Annotated in this window: 22 protein-coding genes and 1 riboswitch; of the genes, 17 read left to right on the top strand and 5 right to left on the bottom strand. The window is 62.3% G+C overall.

What is annotated here, in order from left to right; translation table 11 throughout:
- The first annotated feature begins 152 nt into the window (after positions 1-152).
- The 3 genes from hflX to P273_RS0104160 all read left to right on the top strand — a co-directional run bounded on the left by hflX (position 153) and on the right by P273_RS0104160 (position 3,682).
- Positions 153-1,619 carry a GTPase HflX gene (gene hflX / locus P273_RS0104170; RefSeq protein WP_051354119.1) on the top strand — a complete coding sequence of 489 codons (1,467 nt, stop codon included), beginning with the start codon at positions 153-155 and terminating at the stop codon, positions 1,617-1,619.
- A gap of 99 nt (positions 1,620-1,718) precedes the next feature.
- Positions 1,719-2,681, top strand: coding sequence for an L-lactate dehydrogenase (locus P273_RS0104165; protein WP_024627229.1), 963 nt, complete (start codon positions 1,719-1,721; stop codon positions 2,679-2,681).
- Between the two features lie 71 nt (positions 2,682-2,752).
- Positions 2,753-3,682, top strand: coding sequence for a cation diffusion facilitator family transporter (locus tag P273_RS0104160; RefSeq protein ID WP_024627228.1), 930 nt, complete (start codon positions 2,753-2,755; stop codon positions 3,680-3,682).
- 3 nt (positions 3,683-3,685) lie between these two features.
- Here P273_RS0104160 and lexA read toward each other — a convergent pair whose 3' ends face one another.
- Positions 3,686-4,501, bottom strand: coding sequence for a transcriptional repressor LexA (gene lexA / locus P273_RS0104155; protein ID WP_029676130.1), 816 nt, complete (start codon positions 4,499-4,501; stop codon positions 3,686-3,688).
- Between the two features lie 310 nt (positions 4,502-4,811).
- Between lexA and P273_RS10040 the strand changes: the two genes are divergently transcribed.
- Positions 4,812-5,081 carry a LysM peptidoglycan-binding domain-containing protein gene (locus tag P273_RS10040; RefSeq protein ID WP_024627227.1) on the top strand — a complete coding sequence of 90 codons (270 nt, stop codon included), beginning with the start codon at positions 4,812-4,814 and terminating at the stop codon, positions 5,079-5,081.
- Between the two features lie 158 nt (positions 5,082-5,239).
- Positions 5,240-5,722, top strand: a complete 483-nt coding sequence (nrdR, locus tag P273_RS0104145) for a transcriptional regulator NrdR (protein WP_024627226.1) — start codon at positions 5,240-5,242, stop codon at positions 5,720-5,722.
- A gap of 146 nt (positions 5,723-5,868) precedes the next feature.
- Here nrdR and P273_RS0104140 read toward each other — a convergent pair whose 3' ends face one another.
- The gene (locus P273_RS0104140) at positions 5,869-8,103 is read right to left on the bottom strand and encodes a UvrD-helicase domain-containing protein (RefSeq protein WP_024627225.1); all 2,235 of its coding nucleotides are present in this window, start codon (positions 8,101-8,103) and stop codon (positions 5,869-5,871) included.
- Between the two features lie 276 nt (positions 8,104-8,379).
- On the opposite strand from P273_RS0104140, the gene mraZ reads away from it, so the two are divergent.
- From mraZ to P273_RS0104080, 12 genes are all read left to right on the top strand, one after another.
- On the top strand, positions 8,380-8,862 hold the full coding sequence (gene mraZ, locus P273_RS0104135; protein ID WP_024627224.1) for a division/cell wall cluster transcriptional repressor MraZ: 483 nt from the start codon (positions 8,380-8,382) through the stop codon (positions 8,860-8,862).
- A gap of 11 nt (positions 8,863-8,873) precedes the next feature.
- Positions 8,874-9,965: a 16S rRNA (cytosine(1402)-N(4))-methyltransferase RsmH gene (rsmH, locus tag P273_RS0104130; RefSeq protein ID WP_051354128.1), complete on the top strand. Its 1,092-nt coding sequence runs from the start codon at positions 8,874-8,876 to the stop codon at positions 9,963-9,965.
- A complete protein-coding gene (locus tag P273_RS0104125) occupies positions 9,962-10,444 on the top strand; it encodes a hypothetical protein (protein WP_024627222.1) in 483 nt (160 codons plus the stop codon). The genes rsmH and P273_RS0104125 overlap by 4 nt, the downstream gene beginning before the upstream one ends.
- Positions 10,441-12,222, top strand: coding sequence for a penicillin-binding protein 2 (locus P273_RS0104120; RefSeq protein WP_024627221.1), 1,782 nt, complete (start codon positions 10,441-10,443; stop codon positions 12,220-12,222). The genes P273_RS0104125 and P273_RS0104120 overlap by 4 nt, the downstream gene beginning before the upstream one ends.
- 46 nt (positions 12,223-12,268) lie before the next feature.
- Entirely contained in the window at positions 12,269-13,150 is an 882-nt protein-coding gene (locus tag P273_RS0104115) for a hypothetical protein (protein ID WP_024627220.1), read from the top strand.
- A gap of 9 nt (positions 13,151-13,159) precedes the next feature.
- Positions 13,160-14,686: a UDP-N-acetylmuramoyl-tripeptide--D-alanyl-D-alanine ligase gene (murF, locus tag P273_RS0104110; protein WP_081709250.1), complete on the top strand. Its 1,527-nt coding sequence runs from the start codon at positions 13,160-13,162 to the stop codon at positions 14,684-14,686.
- A gap of 74 nt (positions 14,687-14,760) precedes the next feature.
- The gene (mraY, locus tag P273_RS0104105) at positions 14,761-15,864 is read left to right on the top strand and encodes a phospho-N-acetylmuramoyl-pentapeptide-transferase (protein ID WP_024627218.1); all 1,104 of its coding nucleotides are present in this window, start codon (positions 14,761-14,763) and stop codon (positions 15,862-15,864) included.
- 79 nt (positions 15,865-15,943) lie between these two features.
- Positions 15,944-17,383 (top strand): UDP-N-acetylmuramoyl-L-alanine--D-glutamate ligase, encoded by a 1,440-nt coding sequence (murD, locus tag P273_RS0104100; protein WP_155804690.1) that lies wholly within the window; start codon positions 15,944-15,946, stop codon positions 17,381-17,383.
- Positions 17,367-18,590 carry a putative peptidoglycan glycosyltransferase FtsW gene (locus tag P273_RS0104095; RefSeq protein WP_024627216.1) on the top strand — a complete coding sequence of 408 codons (1,224 nt, stop codon included), beginning with the start codon at positions 17,367-17,369 and terminating at the stop codon, positions 18,588-18,590. Before murD ends, P273_RS0104095 begins: the two co-directional genes overlap by 17 nt.
- Before the next feature lie 70 nt (positions 18,591-18,660).
- Entirely contained in the window at positions 18,661-19,893 is a 1,233-nt protein-coding gene (locus P273_RS0104090; protein ID WP_024627215.1) for a glycosyltransferase, read from the top strand.
- Positions 19,894-20,034: 141 nt separating this feature from the next.
- Positions 20,035-21,603, top strand: coding sequence for a UDP-N-acetylmuramate--L-alanine ligase (gene murC / locus P273_RS0104085; RefSeq protein ID WP_301280164.1), 1,569 nt, complete (start codon positions 20,035-20,037; stop codon positions 21,601-21,603).
- Positions 21,600-22,862, top strand: a complete 1,263-nt coding sequence (locus tag P273_RS0104080; RefSeq protein ID WP_024627213.1) for a cell division protein FtsQ/DivIB — start codon at positions 21,600-21,602, stop codon at positions 22,860-22,862. Before murC ends, P273_RS0104080 begins: the two co-directional genes overlap by 4 nt.
- On the opposite strand, the gene dtd is transcribed toward P273_RS0104080, so the two are convergent.
- The 3 genes from dtd to P273_RS0104060 all read right to left on the bottom strand — a co-directional run bounded on the left by dtd (position 22,855) and on the right by P273_RS0104060 (position 24,642).
- The gene (gene dtd, locus P273_RS0104075; protein ID WP_024627212.1) at positions 22,855-23,355 is read right to left on the bottom strand and encodes a D-aminoacyl-tRNA deacylase; all 501 of its coding nucleotides are present in this window, start codon (positions 23,353-23,355) and stop codon (positions 22,855-22,857) included. The two genes, P273_RS0104080 and dtd, sit on opposite strands and share 8 nt — an antisense overlap.
- A 386-nt stretch (positions 23,356-23,741) precedes the next feature.
- Positions 23,742-24,260, bottom strand: coding sequence for a GNAT family N-acetyltransferase (locus tag P273_RS0104065; RefSeq protein ID WP_024627211.1), 519 nt, complete (start codon positions 24,258-24,260; stop codon positions 23,742-23,744).
- Positions 24,261-24,324: 64 nt separating this feature from the next.
- The gene (locus P273_RS0104060) at positions 24,325-24,642 is read right to left on the bottom strand and encodes a multidrug efflux SMR transporter (protein WP_024627210.1); all 318 of its coding nucleotides are present in this window, start codon (positions 24,640-24,642) and stop codon (positions 24,325-24,327) included.
- An 8-nt stretch (positions 24,643-24,650) separates the two neighbouring features.
- A riboswitch (guanidine-III (ykkC-III) riboswitch) is annotated at positions 24,651-24,714 on the bottom strand.
- Between the last annotated feature and the right edge of the window lie 66 nt (positions 24,715-24,780).

Here is a 24,780-nt window from a genome sequence, read left to right as displayed (position 1 = left end):
ATAAAGACTGTGTCATGATTCCGCCTATACCGGATTCGTTCCCTAGTTCATAAACCAGTGCAGAGGTGCCTTTGACCCAAGAACAACCGACCCAAGAGCTTGGCCCAACAGTTGTCGATGCCCACCAGGACCCGCTCGCCCACAAGTCCGAGGTGCTGACCGGCAGCGAAGGGCAGGTCGGGCAGGACCAGGATCAGGAATGGCAGGAGCGCAGCCGGCGCAACGCCTTCCGCCATGTCGAGGGGCTGGGCGAGCTCCAGGACGTGACCGAGGTGGAGTACCGGAAGGTCCGTCTGGAGCGGGTGGTCCTAGTCGGCGTCTGGTCGGGTTCGCGGACCACGGTCGGTCAGGCCGAGGAGTCTCTGCGCGAGCTGGCCGCCTTGGCACGGACTGCCGGGGCTCAGGTGCTGGACGGATTGCTGCAGCAGCGGGTCAAGCCGGATCCTGCCACCTACCTGGGTTCGGGCAAGGCGCGGGAGCTGGCGGATATCGTAGCCCGGCTGGGCGCCGACACCATCATCACCGATGACGACCTTCATCCCTCCCAGCGACGGGCCCTGGAGGATGTTACCAAGGTCAAGGTGGTCGACAGGACGGCCCTGATCCTGGACATCTTCGCCCAACATGCCACCAGCCGCGAGGGCAAGGCCCAGGTGGAGCTGGCCCAGTTGGAGTACATGCTGCCCAGGCTGCGCGGCTGGGGCGGATCCCTCTCCCGGCAGGCCGGGGGACAGGCTGCCGGGCAGGCCGGCGGCATAGGCTCCCGAGGCCCAGGTGAGACCAAGATCGAGACCGATCGGCGGGTCATCAGACGACGGATTTCCCGGTTGAAGCGTCAGATCGCCCAGATGGCCCCCTCGCGTCAGGTCAAGCGTGGATCCCGGCGGCGCTACCAGCTGCCGGCAGTGGCCGTGGTGGGGTACACCAATGCCGGCAAGTCCTCGCTGACCAACCGGTTGACCGGGTCCGAGGAACTGGTGGAGAACGCCCTCTTCGCCACACTGGACACGGCCGTCAGGCGCACCAAGGCGGCAGACGGCCGGCTCTACGTCTATGTGGACACGGTCGGGTTCGTCCGCCGCCTGCCCACTCAGCTGGTCGAAGCCTTCAAATCCACCCTGGAGGAGGTGGGCCAGTCCGACCTGATTCTGCACGTCGTGGACGGCTCCCACCCCGATCCCTTTGGGCAGATCAGGGCTGTGGATGCCGTGCTGGCAGACATCCCCGGCGCTGAGTCCATCCCCCGTCTGCTGGTTTTCAACAAGGTTGATCTGATCGATCAGGATGCCCGGCAGCGGCTCGCCAACCTTGAGCCCGATGCCTTTTTGGTCTCGGCCAGGCAGGGTCAGGGCCTTGAGTCCCTGCGCAGGCGGGTTGAGGAGCTGCTGCCCGCACCCGCCGTGCATGTCCAGGCCATCCTGCCCTACACCAGTGGCTCCCTGCTGGAACAGGTGCGGCAGTTGGGACGGGTGAATTCGTTGGAATACCGGGCCGATGGGGTTGCGCTGAGCGCTGATGTGGACGACCGGCTGGCGGCTGCCGTGCTTGACCAGGCCATCGACGAGAAGCCCTTGCAGGCTTCAACGGGTGACACGCCAGCAGCCGGGTTGGGCTCCTAAGGGGCGGGTGCACGCCAGGTCACCTATGCTGGGTAAACTACGTATGTTGTCAGCGGCAAACCCGTTTCCCGGGTTCCGATAAGAGAGGTCCATAAAACTATGGCGGAATCATCAATCAAGCCAACCAAGCTAGCGATCGTAGGAGCCGGAGCCGTGGGGTCGACCCTGGCCTTCTCGGCGGCCCAGCGCGGTGTGGCTCGGGAGATCGTCCTTGAGGATATCAACGCCCAGCGTGTTGAGGCCGAGGTCCGCGACATGCAGCACGGATCCAGCTTCTACCCTACGGTCACCATCGACGGCTCGGACGATCCGCAGATCTGCGCCGATGCCGACATGGTGGTCATCACTGCCGGAGCCAGGCAGAAGCCGGGGCAGACTCGGCTTGACCTGGCCGGCGCCACCATCAACATGATGAAGTCCATCATCCCTCAGATGGTCGAGGTGGCCCCCAATGCTATCTTCCTGCTGATTACCAACCCCGTCGACATCGTGACCAGGGTTTCCCTGGAGCTGTCCGGGCTGCCGGTCAACCAGATGTTCGGTTCGGGCACCAACCTGGACTCCGCCCGCCTGCGCTACCTGATCGGCCAGCAGACCGGGGTCAACGTCAAGAACGTCCATGCCTACATTGCCGGTGAGCACGGCGACTCCGAGGTCCCGCTCTGGAGTTCGGCCACCATCGGCGGCGTGCCCATGTGCGACTGGATGGAGCTGCCCGGCCATGAGCCCCTGGACGCGGCCAAGCGCGAGGAGATCCACCAGGAGGTGAAGAACGCCGCCTACCAGATCATCGAGGGCAAGGGGGCGACCAACTTCGCCATCGCCATGTCCGGCGTGGACATCATCGAGTCCATCCTGAACGGCACTGACCGAATCCTGCCGGTCAGCTCTCTGCTGGAGGACTTCCACGGGATCTCTGACGTGTGCATGTCGGTGCCCAGCGTGCTCAACCGTGACGGGGTCAACACCCACATCAACACCCCTCTGAGCGACGGCGAGCTGGCCGCTCTGAAGCGTTCCGCCGAGACCCTCAAGGAGACGGCAAGCAAGTTCGGTTTCTGAGTATTTCTCAGAAGACTCTTGCCTTATGACCCCTGGTGACATACTTTGGTGACTGATGAATCGGGGTATGCATGAGCGCTCATGAAGGTGATGTCCGGGGTGGCGGATCCGCCCATCGTCGACAGTTGCTGATGACCCTGGCGCTGACGGGATCGGTCTTCGTGGCTGAAGTTGTCGGCGCCGTGGTCACCCGTAGCCTGGCTCTGCTGGTCGATGCCGGGCACATGATGACGGACATGGCTGTGCTGATCGCCTCCACGGTCACTGCCGTGTTGATGGAGCGTCGCCCCACGAACCGACGTACCTGGGGCTGGTCCCGTCTGGAGGTCATCACGGCGGCTGGCGGTGCTCTGGTTCTGCTGGCTGTGGGCATCTACGCCATTGTGGAGGCCGTCTTGCGACTCTGGTCACCTGGGCGGGATCAGGTCCATCAGCAGGGGCTGCTGCTCTTCTTCGGCATCTTGGGCCTGGCTGCCAATGTAGGATCCATCCTGGTCCTGGCCTCCGGGCATAAGGACAACCTGAACATGCGTGCCGCTTTTCTCGAAGTGGTCAACGACGCATTGGGTTCGGTGGCGGTTCTGATATCGGCTGTGGTTATGATGATCACCGGTTGGGCCGGGTTCGATGCCGTGGCGGGAGCCCTGATCGCTCTGCTGATGATTCCCCGCGCAATCAAGCTCCTGGCCAGCAGCGTCTCTGTGCTTCTTGAGGAAACCCCGCCGGAGCTCGACATGGCCAAAGTCAGGAAGCACCTGGAGGGTGTGCCTGGCGTACTTGAGGTTCATGATCTGCATGCCAACAGCGTTTCCACTGGTCTGCCGCAGCTGACGGCACATGTGGTAGTGCGCCAGGGCACGACGGCTGTCGAAAACGAACGTATTCTGACCAGCATGCAACGCTGTCTGCGCGATCATTTCCCGGTCTCGGTCGAACACACGACCTTTCAGATAGAACCGCAGGGCCATCGGAACAGCAGCGGCGAGCACTTGGATATGTAACCCTCAGACCTTGCGCAGAACGGTGACCACCTTGCCCATGATGACGGCGTGGGTGCCGTCAATGGGGGAGTAGGCCGGGTTGTGGGGAATCAGCCAAACGTGGCCCTCCTCACGGCGGAAGGTCTTAACCGTAGCACCATCGTCCAGCAGGGCTGCAACGATATCTCCGTTCTCAGCCTCCTGCTGGCGGCGGACGACGACAAAGTCTCCGTCGCAGATGGCGGCATCGACCATGGAATCCCCATGGACCTCAAGCATGAAGAGCTCGCCGGATCCGGTCAAACGTTCCGGCAGACGCATGACATCGTCCACATGCTGTTCGGCCAGAATGGGCTGGCCGGCGGCAATTCTGCCGACCAGGGGTACATCGCGCGACTGCATGATGGCCTCGTCGGCCTTTGTGTCAGGGAAAGGAACGATTCTGGCGGTTCCTGCGGTCGGCTCAGGATGGTTCTGGACCAGTTCTATGGCACGGCCCTTGTTAGCAGTCAGACGAATGTAACCCAGATCCTGCAAGACCTGAAGTTGGTGTTTGACAGAAGAAGTACTGCGCAGTCCCGCGTCTCTGCCGATCTCCCTGTAGGAGGGCACGAATCCGCGCTCTGACAGGTGACGCTTGATGGCTTCCAACACCCTGGCCTGGCGATCGGTGAGCTCAGGCCTGGATCCTTGATTTTGGCTCTCGAAGCTGGCCGCGTTTTCTTTCGCTTCGTTTTTGGCTGAGGTCTCGGCCTTTTCCTGAGAGGTTGCGTTGTCAGTGGTAGTGGACTGGCTGGCGGAGCTCATGGTCGCAGACCCGGCAAAGGGGATGGTGCTCACAGATGGCTCCTTTCCTTGGAAACTGAACCCAGCTTAACCTGCCTGAAGTGAAAAATCAAACAAATGTTCGAATCGGTCTTGCCAAATGACGACTGCGGTGCCACAATGAGAACATCTGTTCGATAGAACAAATGTTCGAAAGAGGTGTGCCATGGTTGTTCGTTCCTGCGCCAGTCCCCGCATGTCAGCGCCTTCGAACCTGTTTTCGGACTGCCGGGTACGTATCAGTACTGTGTTCTCATCCATCATGGCTCGTCTGCGTAGAGCTATAACAGCATGTTTGTCCGAGCAGGGTTTTGCGAGCGTCACCATGCGCAGATTCGCGGTTTTCCTAGCAGTGAGCGCCCTGGCCCTGACTGGGGTCGGATTGATGGCTCGTCCGGCCAGCTCCGCTCCAGGACCACAGGAGGTCGTCACCCGTACAGTTCGTCCGGGCGATAATGTCTGGTCCTATGCGGCCTCAATTACGCCGCGAGGCGAGGACGTCACTAAAAACGTAGACCGCATCATGGAGATCAACAATATGTCCTCACCCAATCTGCGCGTTGGGGACCGAATTCTGATTCCCAGCGACGAGTGAGGCAGCGATCTTCGGTTCAGTGAATTACCAATGGGGTTTCAATAGCTTGTCGACTGGAAAAGGGTGACTAGCTGAATTTGAGGAGTTTGTCCAGCGTTATACGCTGATAGGCCCGGTATACGTGGGTCTTGAGGTTCTTTGGCGCTATGATATTGCCTATGCACTGTCCTTTCTGCCAAAATCCCGATACCAAGGTTGTGGATACGCGAATCAGCGACGACGGCCATGCCATCAGACGCCGCCGTGAATGCCCGCAATGCTCGCGTCGGTTCACCACGGTGGAGACCTCAATCCTCCTGGTTATGAAGCGCTCAGGCAATGCCGAGCCCTTCAATCGGGACAAGGTCATTGCTGGCGTGAGGAAGGCCTGCCAAGGTAGGCCCATTGATGAAAATGACCTGAAACTCTTGGGCCAGCAGGTCGAAGAGGATCTGCGTTCGCGTGGCCTGGCACAGGTCGATTCGGAAGAGGTCGGCAGGGCTATCCTGAAGCCTCTCCGGGAGCTGGACGAGGTGGCCTATCTGCGCTTCGCCTCGGTCTACCGTAACTTCAGCAACCTGGAGGACTTCCAGCAGGCCATCGACACCTTGCGCGCCGAAGACCAGTCAGCTGAAGAGCAGTCTGCTACTGCACAGTCCTGAATTCGGCTATTCGGGCACCGGCCATTCTGACTGCAGCAGGTCCACAACGCAACAGGCGAGCAGCTTACGTCATTGTGTGACTGGGCTGGCCTGTGACTGCAAGTGAACGCGGTGCCAGGCCTGATACTGGCCCGGCACTAGACACTTCATCCCAGGTTCAATAGTTTCTGATCCCCGGAAGTTTGGGCAATGACCAGCTCTTGGGTGGGGCGCGTCATGGCCACATAGAGGTCAGACGCTGCGCTCAGCCTGGAAGGGGCCTCATCCTGAATGGCACCAGGCTCCACGAGAACCACGGCATCGAACTCCAGGCCCTTGGTGTGGCCGGTGGTCGTGACCGTGATCTGATGCTCTTGAGCCTTATCAATATGCAGGCGCGAGCTGACTTCGGCTTCCAGGGCGCTGGGAACGATGATGGCCAGGCGTCCGGTGCCGTCCTTGCCCAGATGACGTTCCGCCAGTTCGCGCACCAGGTCAGGCAGTTGATCCAACAGACTGACCCGATCCTCTGCCCGTAGGCGGCTTACCGATCCTTCCACCTCGCGCACAGCCTTGAGGGTCGAAACCTCAAGACCCTCGGAGGCTGCGAAGGAGGAGGCCAGGTTGGATACCTGACGAGGGTTGCGATAGTCGATGGTCAGCTGCCGCAGATCCCATCCATCCGGTCCGAAAAGCGCATCCATGGTGGAGGCCCAGGACCGGGTGCCACCCAATGCGGCCGTCTGCGCCACGTCCCCGACGATGGTGAAGGATCGGGAGGGGCAGCGCCGGACCAGCATCCTCCAGTCCATGGCTGTCAGTTCCTGGGCCTCGTCGACCACGATGTGCCCATAGACCCATTCGCGGTCGGCGGCCGCCTGAGTGGCTGCCTGGTTCTCGTCCTGGCCGTTGATGGAATCAAGCAGCATCTGCGAGGTCACAATGCCCGTTCCGATGCCATTCTGGGCCAGGGTGTCGCTGGCAAACCGTCGTTCCTCATCGCGGCGGGCCTTTTCAGCCTGGTCGCGGTCCGCCTGACGGGGGTCGGGGCCCAACAGCTCCATGGCCTCATCCAGGATGGGAATGTCGGATACGGTCAGTTCGGCGCCGTCCTGGCGGGTCAGCAGATCAATCTGTTCAGGAGTCAGCCAGGGGGCGAACCGGCGCAGACGGTCCGGCCTGGACCAGAGGTCATTGACCAGCCAGCGGGGGTTCATGGGCAGCCAGGCTAGATTGAGGGTCCGCCGCACCTGGTCGTTCAGTCTCAGCAGGGAGGTGACCCGGGCGAGTTCCTCGGCTCCAGGCTGATAGTCCACGCCTTCGGCATAGCGGGCGGTCATGGCGTTCAGGGCCGAGCGCACGAAGGTATTCCTGGCTTTGTTGTGGGGCTGGTGGCTGCGTCGGGCATCGACCAGGGCCTGTTCCAGGTCGACCGCCAGCATAGGGACGGCCACCCCATCCACCTTGACCGTGGGCAGGGAGGCAGGCACCCGCTCCCGGGAGGCGACGGCATTGGCTACGGCCTCGGCCATGCGGATGTCTCCCTTGAGCCGGGCCACGTGCGGGTCCTCCTGGCGTTCAGTGCTGATGCCGGGGATGAGGTCGCCCATGGTGCGGCTGAGCACTCCGGTCTCGCCCAGGGAGGGCAGGACCTGGTCGATATAGTGCAGGAAGGCGTTGCTGGGCCCGACGATCAGCACGCCTGAACTCTCCAGTCTGCGCCTATGCGTGTAGAGCAGATAAGCGGCCCGGTGCAGGGCCACGGCCGTCTTGCCGGTGCCTGGTCCGCCCTGGACCACCAGTGGACGGGTCATGGGGGAGCGGATGATCCGGTCCTGTTCAGCTTGGATGGTGGCCACGATGTCGGTCATCTGCCCGGTGCGGCGGCTGGACAGGGATGCCATGAGCGCGCCCTCGCCGGCCAGGGTGCCGCCCTGGGCCGCCTTGTCCACTTCTGGGGCCGACAGGTCCAGAACCTCATCCTCGATGCCGGTGACCTGGCGGAAGTTGAGGGTGATGTGCCTACGCATGACGATGTCGCCGTGGTCCGCCGGAGTGGCCTCGTAGAAAGGGCGTGCGGCCTCGGCACGCCAGTCGGTCAGGATGGGCTCATGGTTGCTGTCGAGCAGGCCCAGTCGTCCGATATATCGCCGACCGCCCTGGGCTGTATCCAGTCGGCCGAAGACCAGACGGTCCTCCACGGCCCGCAGCTGGGTGAGCCGGTCCTCGTACATGTTGGCGAAGGAATCCCGCTCGGTGCGCTGGGTGGGGGAACCGTGGGAGCCGGCGGCCCGAACCGCGTCCAGTCTGGTCCTGGCCTGCGCCCGCAGCTCGTCCAGACGGCCGTAGGCCCTGTCCACCGCCGTCTGCTCTTCATGCAGCTGTGAGGAATAGCTCGACATGTGCGTCCGTTCTGTGGAATGTTCAAAATCGGATGATCCAATATACCGCCCGTCCTCTACTTTTTCTGTTCAACTGACCCTTGGCCGTGCCCTCTTTGCCGGGTGGCGAAACGCCGAGGTGAACCCTTCGGCGGGGCGAATGGTTGGGTTTGGGCCTGAAGTGGTGTCAAGGTGGTGAGCGATGGGGATAAGTGGGGTAAAGTGGGGAGCACTGCGTAGGGGACGCTACCCGGTGGGGCCGTCCCATGGTTACCAAACTGGCATTGGAGGTGGGGCATGGCCGATACATACGACGCAGATGCCGCCTCGCCTTCCCTGCCGCCCATGCTTCTGGGCACCTACACCCCCAAGATGGATGCCAAGGGCCGCCTGGCTTTGCCCGCCAAGTTCCGCGCCCAGCTGGGTCAGGGTCTGGTCATGGCCCGTGGCCAGGAACGCTGCGTCAGCCTGCTGCCCACCGAGGAATTTCGGCGGATGGCCGTGCGCATCCAACACACTTCAATGGGTGACAAATCGGCCAGGGACTACCTGCGCGTATTTCTGTCAGGCGCCGTCGACCAGGTCCCGGACAAGCAGGGCCGCATTCTGGTCCCGCCCATGCTGCGCTCCTATGCACGGCTGACCGGCCCCGTCGTGGTCATCGGCGTGGGCACCCGTGCTGAAATCTGGGATCAGGATTCCTGGACTGCCTACCTGGAGAGCAAGGAGCAGGGCTATGCCGACATTGCCGATGATGTTCTTCCGGCGGTGGATTGCTGATGGAGGCCCTGATGTCAGAACGCAATCCTCTCGACCAGGAGGCCGTGGACAGCGGCAAGGTCCACCGTCCCGTCCTACTGGAACGCTGCCTTGCGCTGGCTCGGCCCGCCTTGGAGCACCCTGGGGCCGTGGCTGTAGATTGCACGCTGGGCCTGGCTGGTCACGCCACCGCCTTCCTCAAGTCCTGCCCTGAGGCCCGTCTTATTGGCATAGACAGGGATAGCCAGGCCCTGGATCTGGCCACTGGCCGGATGCGCGACGAGGGCCTGGCCGACCGTTTCACGCCGGTTCACGCCCCCTTTGATCAGCTGGACCAGCAGCTGGATGCCCTGGATGTAGGCCAGGTGGACCTGGTCTTCATGGATTTGGGATTGTCTTCTCTGCAGATCGACCAGCGCGACAGGGGATTCACCTACCGTCAGGACGCCCCGCTGGACATGCGCATGGACACCAGCCAGGAGCTGACGGCTGCGCAGATCCTGGCCGAGTACGACCAGGCCCAGCTGGCTGACATTTTCTCCCGGTATGGGGAGGAGCGCTATGCAGGACGCATCGCACGAGCCATCGTCGAGACTAGGCAGGAGCAGCCGCTGACCACTTCGGCCCAGCTGGACCGTCTGGTCGATAAGGCGGTGCCGCGTGGCCACCGTCCTCCGGGTAATCCGGCCAAGAGGGTCTTCCAGGCTCTGCGCATCGAGGTCAATGGAGAGTTGGATCGTTTGAGGCGCACCCTGCCCCAGGCCATTCTGCGACTGGCCAAGGGAGGTCGTCTGGTCGTGGAGTCCTACCACTCCCTGGAGGACCGCATGGTCAAGCGTTTCATGGCGCCAGGGCTGCATGTGGATCTTCCTGCAGGCATGCCGGTGGTGCCCGATCAGGCCAGGCCCTACCTGTCGGACCTGACTCATGGTGCTGTCAAGGCCGATGCGGCCGAGCGGGAACGCAACCCCAGGTCTGCTTCAGCGCGCCTGCGGGCTGTTGAGATGATCGGAGCCATCCCCGAGGAACGTCGTCGTCGGCTTCAGGCCGAGGCCCGTGGGCAGGGCTCAGCCGGTCACCATCGTCATGTCGGCCACGGTTCGGAATCGAGGCGCCGGTCATGACCATGCCAGCACGTTCGGTCCGTTCCAAGACATCTGCGGACAAGGGTCATCCTCGCATCCAGGAGATGCCCACCAGGCCTGAGCTCAGTCTGATTAAGGGCACAGGCAAGGCCCGCCGTCCCGAACGAGGTCCATTGGCTGAGGGGGCTCGGCGTCTGATCGGCTGGACGCGGACCCGCGGCAATCCTCTCTTGCGCATCATGACTTCTGTGATCTTTTTGGCCGCCTGCATGTTCGGATCCCTGATGTTGCGTACTCAGATGGTCCAGGACTCCTTCGAGGCCACCAGGGTCCAGCATGAAATCAGCAATCTGACCCAGGACGTCCAGGATGACCAGAACAAGCTCGACCAACTCCAAGCCTCCCTGCCGGACAAGGCCCAGCAGTTGGGCATGCAGCCCCAGCAGGGCCTGAACTCCATCGATCTGCAGGGCTACAAGCCCCCTCATGATGCCCAGGGCAAGGCGGGGCATCCATGAGCGGCAAGGGAACCAAACGCTCTTGGCACCTGTCTTTCTGCAAACGTTCCTTGTCTGTGGGTCTGATTCTGGTCCTGGTGGCCGCCTTGGCCCTGGGTAAGCTGGCCTATATCCAGCTCTTCGACGGAAGGTCCATGGCGCAAGCGGCTGCGGCGGGCCGCACTGTGCCGCACACCATCAAGGCCCAGCGTGGCCGCATCCTGGATGTCAATGGTCGGGTGCTTGCCCAGAGCCTGGAGCGGTACAACATCATCGGCGACCCCGAGGCAGCTGCATCCTTCATACCAGTCAACTGCACCAAGCGCACAGGCAGTGACTGTCACAGCATCAAGGGCCATCCGGTGGGCGCTGACGGTGCTGCCGGCGTGGCCCGCCTCCTGGCGCCGGCCCTGGGGATGAACGCCATGGAGCTGGGCGGCAAGCTCAGCGTCCCTGGACGGTACGTGGTTCTGGCCAAGCGGGTGACTCCCGAGGTCAAGCGCTCCATCGACAAGCTGGGGCTGCAGGGGATCATCACGGCAGAACTGAGCAGCGAACGCACCTATCCGCACGCGGATCTGATGGGAGCCCTGATCGGGGGCATCGACGACAGCGGCAAGGGCGTGGCCGGGATCGAGCAGATGGAGAATCGGCAGTTGACCGGCACTGACGGCTACACGGTCTACCAGCAGGGAATGCTTGGCCAGGAGATCCCCGGAACCGTGACCCGTCAGCGCAATCCGGTCAACGGCAAGGATGTGACCCTGACCGTGGACCAAGACGTTCAGTGGTACGTCCGTCAAGCCCTCAAGTCAGGCTGCCAGCGCTTTCATGCCGACTGGGCCCTGGCTGTCGTCCAGGACACCCGCACCAACGAGATCCTGGCCCTGGCCGACACCGATGACTACCAGGCGGGCAGCGACCAGGCCAAGGTCAACTCCTCGCGGGCCGTGGCGGAGACCTTCGAGCCCGGCTCCATCGGCAAGACCATCTCGATCTCCGGCATGCTTCAGGAGCAGGTGCACTCCATGAGCGACCGCTTCACCGTGCCCGACCACATCACCGTGGACAACCAACAGTACAAGGACGCCTTCGACCATCCAGCCGAGCACTGGACCCTTGCCGGCATTCTGCAGAACTCCTCCAACGTGGGCATGGTCATGGCCGGCGAACATTACCCGGACCAGAAGCGCTACGACTATCTGACTCGCTTCGGCATAGGCCAGGCTTCGGCACTAGGTCTGCCGGGGGAGTCCAAGGGCCTGCTGACTTCGCCTCAGACCTGGGATCGGCGCACCCGCAATACGGTATTGTTCGGCCAGGGCTATGCCACCAACGCCATCCAGCTGACCAACGTCATCGCCACCCTGGCCAACAAGGGGGTCCGCGCTGATCAGACCATCATCCACGGCCAGGGTGCCGTCAATGCCAACCGGGTCAGGGTAGTGGACGAGAAGGTGGCGGCTACCGTTATGAACGGCATGGAGTCGGTGGCTGAAAAGTACCAGAATACGGCCAAGGTGGAGGGCTATCGGGTGGCCTCCAAGACGGGCACTGCCGAGGTGGCCGACAGCTCGGGCGGCCTGGGTGGCATCATCAGCGACTGGGTGGGCATCCTGCCTGCTGACGACCCTCATTTTGTGGTCACCGTGGTGCTGAAGAATCCCCACAGCAGCGATGGCGTTTTCGGCAGCATCACCGCCGGTCCCATCTTCGCCCAGATCGGTGAATTCCTTATGCAGAAATACCAGGTCCCCACGTCCCCGCCCAGAACCGATGCTATCCCGGTAACATGGTGATACCGGCAGGCATCATGGCGTTCCCGGACGAAGGAGAGATTGCAGCATGAGTGCGCTGAGTGAATCAATCTCCCGACGACTGACCCTGGGTCAGCTCAAGGGGCGCTACGGGCTGACTTTGGTCCCTGATTTCGCTGAACCAGTTACGGTGACTTCACTGGTGGACGACCTGCCCTCAGTGCGGCCCGGCAGCCTTTACGTGCCTGCAGACCGGCAGGTGGACCAGGGCATGATTGAGGAGGCTGAGCTTCGCGGCGCCTATGCGGCCCTGTTGCCGACCTCGGCCCGTCAAGAGGTGGGCCGGGCTCGTATACCTCTACTCTTTGGCACCATGCATGCCTGGCAGATGGGCCAGTTGCTGGCCAACGCCGCCGGTGACCCTTCCGGGGCCTTGGCGGTCTTCGCTTTGGTCGGTTCCCAGGTGCAGGACCAGGTGGATCTTTTGGCTGACTTCCTGCATGTGCTGGGCAATCCTGTCGGCATTCTCAGCGCCAAGGGCTCATACTCGCTGGACCGGCGACTGGACCTGGAATATCCCTTGAGCATGTTCGATGTGCAGCGCAGTCTGTCCATCGCCCTGGAGGATGGAGCGGCCGCTGTGGTCATATCCGTGGACGACCAGACCCTGGTCAGGGACGCTCTGCAGGCGGTGGACCTGGATGTGGTGGCCCTGGGCGCCCAGGAGGGCTCAACCCGCGATATGCGGCACGTACGGTTGATTTCCAGGGCCCGTCGATACGGGTTCAACCTGGGCGGGCATACCATCGTGGCCAAGCGTAACGAGGAATCAGATGGGCTGGCCCGCCAATCCCTGCCCGCCGATGCCAATAGTGACGATCTGTCCCTGTGCATCGCCATGACCATGGCCGCCGGCGTCAAACGCAACAACATCAGGAGCGCCCTGCGCGTCTCCCGCGAGATGTCCTGAGAGGTGAGGATGAGTCAGTCTGTAAGGGCCGGGTCCATGCCCATGACCCTGGATGAGGTCGTCGAATATGTGCACGGTCGGCTGGTTGAAGTCGGTTCTGGTCGTGAACCTGACCGGCGGTCCGTGCGCATGCGGGTGGTGACCGACTCCCGGCAGGCGGGGGCCGATGGCCTCTTCGTAGCCATCAAGGGCGAGCATGTGGATGGCCATGACTATGTTCCCGGCCTGGGGGCCAAGGGCTGCCGTGCTGCCCTGGTCGATCATCTCGTTCCGGGCGCTGACCTGCCCCAGATTCTTGTGGACGATACGGTTGCTTCCCTGGGGCTGCTGGCCCGGGCCAATATGGATCGTCGGCGTGCAGCGGCAGAACCCTTTACTGTGATCGGCATCACCGGATCCGTCGGCAAGACCACCACCAAGGATCTGCTGTCCTCTCTGCTGGCACTCCTTGGTTCGGTAGTGGCTCCTGTCGGGTCTTTCAACAACGAGATCGGCCTTCCTCTGACCGCCTTGGAAGTGGGGCCCGACACCCGGTATCTGGTGGCCGAGATGGGCGCTAACCACGTGGGTGAGATCGCCCGGCTGACCAAAATGGTCCCCCCGGACATGGCTCTGGTCCTCAAAGTGGGAGTGGCCCACCTGGGTGAATTCGGCTCCGTGGAGCGCATCGCCCAGGCCAAGAGTGAGATCGTGCAAGGCCTGGTTCCAGGCGGGACCGCCGTGCTCAATGCCGACGATTCCCGGGTGGCTGCCATGGCTGATCTCGCCTCTGGGCCTGTTCTGCGGTTTGGCATGGCCGCTGATGATGACGGGCAGGACCGCGACCTGGATGGCTCGGCTCGCTACCTGGACAGCGACAGTCTGGACAGGCCGGCTTTTGAGCTGTGTCTGCGTGACCAGCAACCAGTGCGGCTGCGGCTGGGCATTCCGGGACGGCACAATGTCATGAACGCTCTGGCTGCCGCCACGGTAGCCCACGCCCTGGGTCTGGACGCAGAACGCATCGCCGATGAGTTGGGTCGGCAGCGGCAAATAAGCCCGCATCGGATGGCTTTGTCTTCGGTCCGGTTGCCGGATGCCTCCTTCACCCTGATCGACGATTCCTTCAACGCCAATCCCGATTCCGTGCGGGCTGGTCTGGACGCCTTGGCCACCTGGAGGGGATCCGATGGCCCGGTCTATCGGATAGCCGTCCTGGGGGTCATGCTTGAGCTGGGCGATCGAGGGGAGCAGCTGCACCAGGAGATCGGCGCCTACTGCCGTCGGTTGGGCGTCGATGCATTGGTCGCGGTGGGCTGCAGGGATCAGCAGATGGACAGGTTGGTTCATGCCCTTGTCCGTGGTGCTGGCGGCCTATCTGATCCCAGCGAGGAAGGGTCTGGGGCCATGTGTGTCCTCTTCGCTCAGGATGCCGACCAAGCCGATCAGATGGTCCGCCGCCTATGCGACAAGCATCCGGATCGGCAAAATCTTGTCCTGCTCAAGGGTTCGCACATGTCCGGCCTGTCCGGTCTGGCCGACCGCTGGCAGGGCTGAGCCATGAGTGCACTGGTATACCCGCAGCGGGTTCGAACGTTCAAGGACAGAATTCAAGAGTTGGAGTACACACTGTGATTGCCCTCATCATCGGAATCCTGGTCGCCCTGGTGGTGACGCTGGCAGGGACCCCCCTGCTGATACGGCTGGTTCACCGATTGCATTATGGCCAGTACATCCGCCAGGACGGGCCCAAGTCCCATCTGGTCAAGCGTGGCACCCCGACCATGGGCGGGTTGGTCATCAACCTGGCCATCCTGCTGGGCTGGGCAGCCTCGGCTCTCTATCGCTACCTGTCCCGGGGGGAGTCCGTGTCCCTGTCGGCCATGCTGGTTCTGTTCGCTATGCTCTCCATGGGCTTCCTGGGCTTTATCGACGACTTTGCCAAGGTGCGTAAGAAGCAGAATCTGGGCCTGTCGGTCAGGGCCAAGTTCATCGGCCAGTTCATTCTGGCCACCATATACGCGGTGCTGGCCCTGAAGCTGCCCACCAAGAACGGCTATCCCAGCGCTCAGGCAGGCATATCCTTCGTTGAGCACCCTATTATCGACTTTCGAATGGCGGGCAGCGTCCTGTCCGTGGTGCTGTTCATCATCTGGGTCAATCTGTTGATGACGGCCTGGAGCAATGCGGTCAACCTGACCGATGGCCTGGACGGTCTGGCTTCGGGTTCCTCCATGATCGCCTTCGTGGGCTATACGGTCATTGCAATCTGGGAGAGCTACCACTTGAAGGGTGGCGGCCATCCCGGCCATGCCTACGCGGTCTCCGACCCCCTGGACCTGGCCATCATCGCCTGCTGCGCCGCCGTGGCCTGCTTCGGCTTCCTCTGGTACAACACCAATCCGGCCTCCATCTTCATGGGGGACACCGGATCCCTGGCCCTGGGAGGACTCTTTGCAGCCCTGTCCATCGCCACCCATACCGAGCTTCTGGCGGTCATCCTGGGCGGGCTCTTCGTGGGCGAGGCCGCCTCCGATGTCATCCAGGTGGGTTACTTCAAGCTCACCCACAAGCGGGTCTTCAAGATGGCACCCATCCACCACCACTTCGAGCTGATGGGTTGGCAGGAGTCCAAGGTGGTTGTCCGCTTCTGGATGGTGGACCTGATCTTCGTCCTGCTGGCCCTGGTCTGCTTCTATGCAGACTGGGTGATCCGCTCCGGGTTGCCCATCTGAGTGCGTCCATTCACGGTACCGGACTTCGGCAGCCGGTATCATGCCAAGCAGATGCCGGAGCTAGCGGAATGAGGTGTTCATGGATATGGACTTGAGCCAGAAGCGGGTGCTGGTCGCCGGGCTGGGTATTTCCGGACGGAGCGTGGCCGCAGCCCTGCGAGGCCGAGCGGCCGGAGTGACTACTGTGGACCAGCGCGCCCCCCAGGCCGATCTTCATGACTTCGACCAGGTGGACTGGAGCCAGGTGGACCTGGTCATGGCCTCGCCCGTCTTCAATCCGCGCACCCCATTTATCCTTGAGGCGCAGCGTCGGGGCATCCCTGTGGTCAGCGAGGTGGAGATGGCTTGGATGCTGCGGGTGCCCGCAGCCCGGACCGGCCGGCCAGCCCCCTGGATCGGAATCACCGGCACCAATGGCAAGACCTCCACCACCAGGATGGTCGCCGCCATGATGCAGGCCAGTGGGTTCACGGCCCCTGCGGTGGGCAACATCGGCAAGGCCGTCTCCACAGCTGTTCTGGACCCCGACAATGACATGCTCTGTGTGGAGCTGAGCTCCTTCCAGCTGCACTTCACCTTCTCGCCGGCCCTGGAGTGCGCGGCCATCACTAATCTGGCCGACGACCACTTGGACTGGCACGGGGGCTTTGAGGCTTATGCGGCCGACAAGGCGCGCATCTACCGGGGCGTGCGCAAGGCTCTGGTCTATAACGCTGACGACTCCCGGGTCTCCGATCTGGCCAGACAGGCACAGCCGGCTCCCGGCTGCCGAAGGGTGGGCTTCACTCTGGGTCGGCCCGAGCCTGGGCAACTGGGCGTAGAGGACGGCTGGGTCATAGACCGCAGCGGATTGACCGGTCGGGACCCTGAGGAGGGCGTCCGGCTGGTTAGGGTTGCCGACCTGACGGATCTATGCGAGCCTGACGGCACGGTCTACCCCCATCTGTTGGCTGATGCCCTCTGTGCCCTGGCCTTGGCACTGGGAGCCGGGGCCAAGGTCGACGCGGCTATCGAGGCCATGCGTACTTTCACACCCGGCGACCATAGGATCAGCACCGTGGCGACCCTGGGCCAGGGTTCGCAGGCCATCCGTTTTGTAGACGACTCCAAGGCCACCAACGCCCATGCCGCCGAGGCTTCTCTGGCCAGCTACCATGACGGCCAGGTGGTCTGGTTGGCCGGCGGGCTGGCCAAGGGTGCCCGCTTTGACGATCTGGTCCGGTCCCGCAGGTCCAAGCTGGCTGCAGCCGTGGTCATCGGTCAGGATCAGCAGCCTATGGTTCAAGCCATCAAGGACCAGGCGCCCGATCTGCCGGTTACTCTGATCGACCCTGCTGCCGGCGATCAGGTTATGGCCCGGGCCGTCCGTGCCGCTGGCTCCTATGCACAGCCTGGCCAAGTGGTTCTGCTGGCCCCCGCCTGCGCCTCTATGGACCAGTTCGCCTCCTATGCCGACCGGGGCGACCAGTTTGCCCAGCAGGCCGAACAGTGGGTCCACGAGCATGAAGCGCGACACTGATCCGCACAAGGATCCCTCCCGGGGGTCTGGCGGCAAGGGGGACTACCGGGGCTGGCGGGCCATTCTCAACCCGCTTTGGTGCTACTACGGCTTTTTGGCCACGGTTGTCGCCACCACGGTTTTCGGCCTGATGATGGTGTTTTCCTCCTCGGCTGTGGATCTGGTGGCCCAGGGCAGCTCTCCCTGGAGCCAGGTTATTCGTCAGAGCATATACGCCGTGGTGGGACTGTTGCTGGCCCTTCTGGCTGTGCGGATCAGTATCGACCGCTACCGGAGCTGGAGTACAGGGTTTCTGATTGTCAGCCAGGGTATTCAGCTGCTGACGCGTACTCCGCTGGGGCGGTCCGCCAACGGCAATGAGGGATGGATCTCGGTGGGGGGCATCTCCATGCAGCCGGCCGAGTTGCTCAAGCTGGCCCTGTGTCTGTGGCTGCCCCAGGCCCTGATCGAAGCCCAGCGGCAGGCTGGCAAGGATTCCGACCTGAAGAGCCTGGCCAAGGCCTATGCCAAGCCTGCCGCCGGTTTTGTCGTCAGTTTCCTGCTGATCATGTTGGGCAAGGATCTGGGAACGGCCATGATCATCGTCATCATCGGCTTCGTGGCCTTCCTGGTTTCGGGCTTTCCCCTGCGTTGGCTACTCAGCCTGGCAATCCTGGGAATGGCCGCGGTCATCGGCTTTTCGGTCTACGGCAACAGCAACCGGACCCAGCGGATCATGGCCGCCTACGGCAAGTGCTCGGCGGATGACATTCAGGGTGTCTGCTACCAGTCCATACACGGACTGTATGCCATGGCCTCGGGGGGGCTGACCGGGGTCGGGCTGGGCAACTCCAGGGAGAAGTGGAACTACCTGCCCGAGGCGCACAATGATTTCATCTTCGCTGTCATCGGCGAGGAGCTGGGCTTTGTAGGGGCGGCCATGCTTATTCTGGTCTTCGTGGTCATGGGCTGGTGCATGCTGAGGATCGCCCTGACCACCAGGAACCGTTATGCGGGCATGGTGCTGATCTGCCTGGATGTGTGGCTGGTGGGCCAAGCCCTGGTCAACATCTGCGTGGTTCTGGGCCTGTTGCCGGTCATCGGTCTGCCCCTGCCCTTTGTTTCGGCTGGAGGGACCGCTCTGATCTCCTGCCTGGCTTCGGCCGGGGTGGCCCTGCAGATGATTCGGACTCAACCGGACGTGAAGGCGGCCACGGACGGATCCTGAGATAGGGAATGGATATGGCGGAAAGGAAGCGGATTCGCGGATGACGACAGCGACGAGGACTGAGAACGGGATGCCTGGGGACGACCAGGAGCATGCCGGAAAAGGTGCTGGTCCCCATCTGGTGCTGGCCGGAGGGGGGACGGCAGGCCATGTCAACCCCCTGCTCAGTGTGGCTGCGGCCATTCGGGAGCGCTGTCCCCAGGCTGCCGTCAGCGTGATCGGCACTGCTGTCGGACTGGAGCACGACCTGGTGCCGGCCGCCGGACTTCCCTTGGACCTGATTGAGAAGGTGCCCTTCCCTCGTCGTCCCAGTAAGGCCGCCCTGGGCTTTCCTCGACGTTGGCGGCATGAGGTGCAGCGAGTCCGAGGATATCTGCAGGATCGGTCGGCCGACCTGGTGGTCGGCTTTGGCGGCTATGCCTCGGCACCTGCCTACAGAGCTGCACGGAACCTGGGTCTGCCCATTGTCGTCCACGAGCAGAACGCCCGGGCAGGCATGGCCAACAAACTGGGCGCTCGCTGGGCTGATTTTGTAGGTACAGTCTACGAGGGTACCGGCATCCGAGCCCGGGCCGGAGTGCCTGTGCGCCGCGTGGGTCTTCCCCTGCGGCCGGCCATCGCCCGACTGGCCAAGCAGATGGAGACTGATCCCTTTGGCGCTCGCCGGGAGTCCGCACAGTCCTTGGGCCTGGATCCTGATAGGCCTATCCTCCTGGTCACCGGGGGTTCCCTGGGCGCGCTCAGTCTCAATAAGGCGGTGGCCGGAGCGGCCCGCCAGCTATTGGACCAAACCCAGGTCATCCATCTGACGGGCCGTGGCAAGGCCGACCAGGTCAGAGAGCAGGTGGCGGCTGATCTGGGCGATGGGGCCATCAACGATTTGGACCCGGCTCACCAGGGCCAGGGAGACTACCATATGGCCGAATACTTGGAGCGGATTGATCTGGCCTTCGCCTGCGCCGATCTGGTGGTCTGCAGGGCTGGTGCCGGCTCTGTCAGCGAGCTGGCCGCCCTGGGTGTGCCCGCCGTCTACGTGCCCCTGCCCATTGGCAACGGCGAGCAGCGATTCAACGCCCAGCCAGTCGTTCAGGCCGGGGGAGGCCTCATGGTCGATGATGCGGCACTGGACGCCAAATGGGTGGCCGAGCACGTCCCTGCTCTTATGGCTGATAAGGATAGGCTGGCTGACATGCGCCGCCGGGCCTGGGGGTACGGGATTCGTGACGCTGCTCAGGTTATGGCCGAGCAGATTCTGACCATGGCCGGCCAACACATTGCTCGCAAGGACTCAGGGAGGGCCTAATCGGGCATAATGGAGGCAGGCGACGGGCGACCCCGTCCTGGATGGTCCTGAACTGTTGGAGGAGATGCAACTACTGTGCCCAAGCATGAATTGAATACCGTGTCCGGTCGGCAGGACGGCGGCGACCGGTCCCTGCCGGTTTTGGACCCCTGTCTGCCTGCCTTGGCCCAGGCCGGAGTGCGTGACCCCAAGGATCTGGGGCCCACCCACTTCATCGGCATCGGCGGGGCGGGGATGAGCGTGCTGGCCGAGATGCTCCACCAGGAGGGGGTACAGGTCTCGGGCTCCGACCGCGCCGACGGGGATAAAACCCGCCGTCTGCGTCAGCTGGGAATCCCGGTCACCATCGGTCAGGACGCCAGCAACGTGGCCGGGGCCCGCACGGTGGTCTGGTCCAGTGCCATCAAGCCCGACAATCCAGAGATTCTTGCAGCTTGTGACGCTGGTGCCCGATTGGTTCATCGCAGCGACATTCTGGCCCTGCTCATGGCCTCCAGGATTTCGGTCACCGTGGCTGGTGCCCATGGCAAGACCACCACCAGTGCGCTCTTGGCCCACCTGCTGACCAAGGGCGGCCAAGGTGATCTGGCCGATCCCAGCTACGCCATCGGGGGCAGTCTTCAGAGTGACCAAGGACCAATGGACGGAGGGCATGTGGGATCCGGACGGGTCCTGGTGGCCGAGGCGGACGAGTCCGACGGCAGCTTTGGCAAGTACACTCCCGACATCGCCATCATCACCAACGTGGAGCCCGACCATCTGGACCACTACGGCACGGCCGATGCCTTCCACCAGGCCTTTGTGGAACATGCCCGGCATGCCCGCCGCTTCTTGGTGGTCTGTGGGGACGATCAGGGCGCCTTGGAGGTGCTGCGGCGGCTGCACGGGGACTGCCAGGCCAAGATCATCGTCTATGCCTCGGATCCTCAGCTGAATACTGACTCCCTGCCCGGGGTTCTGGGCCTGGTCCGCATCGAATCCGAGTCCGAAAGCAGTGGCAGCGGTCGTGAGCATTGCCGTCTGGCTCTCCCGGCGCAGGTGCTCCAGGCTGCAGGGTTGGAGGCCGACAAGCCGCTTGATTTGCGGGTGGACTTGGCGATTCCCGGCATCCACAACGCCCGCAATGCCGCCGCGGCAATCATCGCCGCCATCCTGCTTGGAATGGATCCCGATACGGCCGCCGCTTCTGCCACAGATTTCCGTGGGGCCTCTCGACGCTTTGAGGTCCGCGGAATCCAGCATGGAGTCACCGTAGTGGATGATTACGCCCATCATCCTACGGAAATCGCTGCTCTGCTGACCGCCGCCAGACGGCGTTATCCGGGGCGGACCATCAGGGTGCTCTTCCAGCCCCACCTATATTCGCGCACGGCCATCTTCGCCGACCGGTTCGCAGATGCTTTGTCTCTGGCGGACGACGTGACCGTCACCGACATCTTTCCCGCCCGCGAGCTGGCCAGCGATTTTCCGGGCGTGGATGCCGGAACCATTCCCGACGCCGCCCGCAAGACATCGAACCAGGATTCCCGGGATTCCGGGAAGAGGCCAACCGAAGCTGTCTTCCGGGCCTGCCCAGACATGCATCAGGCAGCTCTGGATCTGGCGGAACGGGCGGAGCCTGGGGACGTAATCCTGACTGTGGGTGCCGGCGATGTCACAGCTATGGGACCGGTCATTCTTGACAGGCTGGCTGAACGGGACGAGCAGTGAAGACCGGCAAGGGTCGCAGCGCCTCCGGCGGAGCCTCGTCCAGAACCAGGGCCGTCCGGGCTGCCAAGGCTGCACGGACAGCCCGGTCTGGGCGCACCAAGCCTGCGAAAGAGGAACCGCAGACCGGTAGAACTGCCAGATCAGGCAGGTCGACCGTTTCCGATGCTGCGGGACTGGCAGGTCAACGGTCCAAGGCTGAAAGGACAGGCGGCAGGGGCAGGCGTCTTAAGCGATCCAAGCGTCTCAAGGGTCGTCCGAATCGTGCCAAGAATGCGGGAGGATCCCGGACACGTAGCCCAAGGTCGGCCTCTTCATCCTCCCGCTCGCTGGTCAAAGGCAGCAGTGCCTCAGCCTCCAAGTCTGTGACATCCAAGTCTGCAGAATCTCTTTCGACGAGTTCGGCCGGCGGATTCGTCGATGCCCGGACCATACCGCCGGACCGACCCGTCTCTGGCAGGATAGGCACCGACCAGGAGGATCAGGGGCTGGGGATCTTCGTTCGGCCCAAGGTGCTGGACTTTCAGGCCCGGGTGCGTGAGAAGAAGAAGGTCAGCCGCAGGCTGGTTCTGATCCGGACAGGTGTCGTCCTCCTGGTCATGGCTCTTATTGCAGGACTGTCATGGTTGCTCTTTCTCTCGCCGGTCTTCCGCCTACAGACTGACAAGATCGGTGTCAGCGGCGGCAATGCCTGGGTGTCCAACGATCGAGTGGCCTCAATCGTGGCCCATCAGGGGGATCGTTCGCTGCTGCTGATTTCAACCAATGGAGTCGAGGAGGAGATCAGCGGCATGGCCGGGGTGACCGATGCCAAGGTCCGCAAGAGTTTTCCGCACGGTCTGGAAGTGACCTTCGATGCCCAGGAGCCCACTGCGGTCTTCAAGGATGCGCAGGACAAACTGACGGCCGTCGACAGACAAGGTAGGGTGCTCAATACTGTGTCCAAGCCGGTGAAGGGAGTGCCGGTCATCCAGGTGTCCACCGTCAATCGTGCCCAGCAGGATCAGGCGGTCAGGCAGACCCTGCGGATACTGTCAACCATGCCCGAGGCCATGCGTCATTCGGTGACCAAGGTGACTGCTGAAACCCAGGACTCCATCACCACCGAGCTGGACCAGGGCAAACATGTCATCATCTGGGGCGACGGCTCCGACCTGAAGCTCAAGCAGGCCGTGGTCGACAAGATCATCAACGATCCATCCAAGATCGGCGACAAGCATCAGTTGGATGTGTCAGCGCCCCTGCGGCCCATCGTTAAATAGCGCCTGTAGAAGCTGCCGGCTTCATTAGTTTGTCGGTGTCCAGCAGGATGGTCACAGGGCCGTCGTTGACCAGATCCACTCGCATGTGGGCGCCGAATTGTCCGACGGCAACTGGCACTCCGGTCGCGGCCAGTGCCCGGTTCAGATCCTGCCAGACCTTTTGGGCATGTCGAGGCTCTCCCGCAGCCATGAAACTGGGGCGATTGCCATGACGCAGATCCGCATAGAGAGTGAACTGGGAGATGGAGAGAATGGAGCCGCCGCAGTCCAGGACCGACCGGTTCATCCGGCCATCCTCGTCGGCAAAGATGCGCATCCGGGTCAGCTTGCGGACGGCATAGTCCACTTGGGCATCGCCGTCGCTGTCCTGGACGGCCACCAGAAGCAAGAGGCCTGTGCCGATACTTTGGGGTTTAAAATCAGGATCCGGCTGCCCCTGCTCGTCGACCACATCGACCCGGGCACGGCTGACCCGTTGTATGACGATTCTCATGATTCCAGTCTAAATACGTCAGACGTTGTTGTAGTGCCGAGCTGGATCGGCACCTGGTGAAGGTCGACCTGGAGAACCGTTTGAAGATTGGCATGACGGACGTCCACTTCAATGTAGTCGTGGCAGGGCTGGTTCCTGGCAATGATCCAGTCGATGGCTATCCCTTCAACTCTTATGATGCGTAGCTTCAGGTTTAAGTCCGCGGTGCCTGTGTTGCCAAGGTAATATGACGTGCTGCCTCTTCGACGCAATCCTGATCGGTGTGCTTGGAGGATGTCATGAGGAATTACCTACTTACTTCGTTGACGGGCGGATTCTGGCCAGTCATGGTTTCCCTTGGATCGTCTCAGATTCGTCGGCGTTGTTTGGTTGTACAGACGTATCCGTCAATTGACTGCTGCGGTCATAATCCAATCGGTCTGTAGATCCTCGCCCAAGGTGAAGGTGTGCTCCCCGGTTCGTTTGAAGCCCATGGCTTGGTAGAAACGTTGGGCGGGTTCATTGTGCTCCCATACGCCCAGCCAGATTTTGCTCAGGCTCTGGTTTCTGGCACGTTTGAAGGCTCGATTGATCAACAGGGTGCCCAATCCCTGGCGTTTGAAATCCGATAGGACGTATAGCCGCTCGATCTCCATGGATGTGTCGCCGTATTGCTCTGTTTGGGCCTTCCCGGTGTTGAGCTGCATGTAGGCTGCGGGCGTGCCATCCAGGCTGGCCAGCAGAAAAACGGATTCAGGTTCGGACAGTTGTGACTTGACCAGTTCGGGGGAGAAGGAGTGCCGTAGGTAGTCTTCCATGTTCTCTTGGCTGTTGTCGGCGGCGAAGGTGTCGCGGAAAGTGGTAATGCCCAAGGAACGTATCAGTCCGGCGTCATCTGATGTGCATTGCCGTATTGTTGCGGTCATGATGGCGATTCCTTTCCTCATTGATTCTGCTGCTTGGATACATCTGCTTTGATAGGCACTGTTTTCAGTTGACGACCTTGAGTCCGACCACGCAGGCGACCAAACCGATGATGAGCAGAATGCGGGCGAGTGAAACAGGCTCCGAGCCCGTAGCCATGGCGTATAGGACAGTCAAGGCAGCTCCGATGCCGACCCAGACCGCGTAGGCCGTGCTGGTAGGGATGTTGCGCATGGCAAAGGCCAGACCCATCATGCTGAGAATCAATCCCACAATAAAAACGATGTCAGGGACGATTTTGGTAAAGCCTTGAGACTTGCCAAGGGCGGTGGCCCAGACCGATTCACAGATACCAGCGAATATGAGTACGATCCACGAGGACATGGTTCCCTTTCGGCAAGTCTTGTCGCTGTCCGGGTACTTGACCATCGTCCGGGAACCTGTATTAGATTCTGGAAACCAGAATAGCACGTGGGAGACTTTGAAGGCGGACTAAGCAGGGGGGTGGTCGACGGTCCATTG

It is taken from the genome of Bifidobacterium sp. A11, assembly GCF_000499185.1.
GTDB classification, from domain to species: Bacteria; Actinomycetota; Actinomycetes; order Actinomycetales; family Bifidobacteriaceae; genus Bombiscardovia; species Bombiscardovia mizhiensis.
This window is presented reverse-complemented; position numbering and strand designations above follow the sequence as displayed.

Coding starts and splice junctions, on each gene's coding strand:
- P273_RS0104060 (WP_024627210.1), bottom strand. CDS start 24,642: ATGTCCTCGTGGATCGTACTCATATTCGCTGGTATCTGTGAATCGGTC.
- nrdR (WP_024627226.1), top strand. CDS start 5,240: ATGCACTGTCCTTTCTGCCAAAATCCCGATACCAAGGTTGTGGATACG.
- P273_RS10040 (WP_024627227.1), top strand. CDS start 4,812: ATGCGCAGATTCGCGGTTTTCCTAGCAGTGAGCGCCCTGGCCCTGACT.
- murF (WP_081709250.1), top strand. CDS start 13,160: ATGAGTCAGTCTGTAAGGGCCGGGTCCATGCCCATGACCCTGGATGAG.
- P273_RS0104160 (WP_024627228.1), top strand. CDS start 2,753: ATGAGCGCTCATGAAGGTGATGTCCGGGGTGGCGGATCCGCCCATCGT.
- rsmH (WP_051354128.1), top strand. CDS start 8,874: ATGTCAGAACGCAATCCTCTCGACCAGGAGGCCGTGGACAGCGGCAAG.
- P273_RS0104090 (WP_024627215.1), top strand. CDS start 18,661: ATGCCTGGGGACGACCAGGAGCATGCCGGAAAAGGTGCTGGTCCCCAT.
- P273_RS0104120 (WP_024627221.1), top strand. CDS start 10,441: ATGAGCGGCAAGGGAACCAAACGCTCTTGGCACCTGTCTTTCTGCAAA.
- P273_RS0104125 (WP_024627222.1), top strand. CDS start 9,962: ATGACCATGCCAGCACGTTCGGTCCGTTCCAAGACATCTGCGGACAAG.
- mraZ (WP_024627224.1), top strand. CDS start 8,380: ATGGCCGATACATACGACGCAGATGCCGCCTCGCCTTCCCTGCCGCCC.
- dtd (WP_024627212.1), bottom strand. CDS start 23,355: ATGAGAATCGTCATACAACGGGTCAGCCGTGCCCGGGTCGATGTGGTC.
- P273_RS0104115 (WP_024627220.1), top strand. CDS start 12,269: ATGAGTGCGCTGAGTGAATCAATCTCCCGACGACTGACCCTGGGTCAG.
- P273_RS0104065 (WP_024627211.1), bottom strand. CDS start 24,260: ATGACCGCAACAATACGGCAATGCACATCAGATGACGCCGGACTGATA.
- P273_RS0104140 (WP_024627225.1), bottom strand. CDS start 8,103: ATGTCGAGCTATTCCTCACAGCTGCATGAAGAGCAGACGGCGGTGGAC.
- P273_RS0104095 (WP_024627216.1), top strand. CDS start 17,367: ATGAAGCGCGACACTGATCCGCACAAGGATCCCTCCCGGGGGTCTGGC.
- murD (WP_155804690.1), top strand. CDS start 15,944: ATGGATATGGACTTGAGCCAGAAGCGGGTGCTGGTCGCCGGGCTGGGT.
- P273_RS0104165 (WP_024627229.1), top strand. CDS start 1,719: ATGGCGGAATCATCAATCAAGCCAACCAAGCTAGCGATCGTAGGAGCC.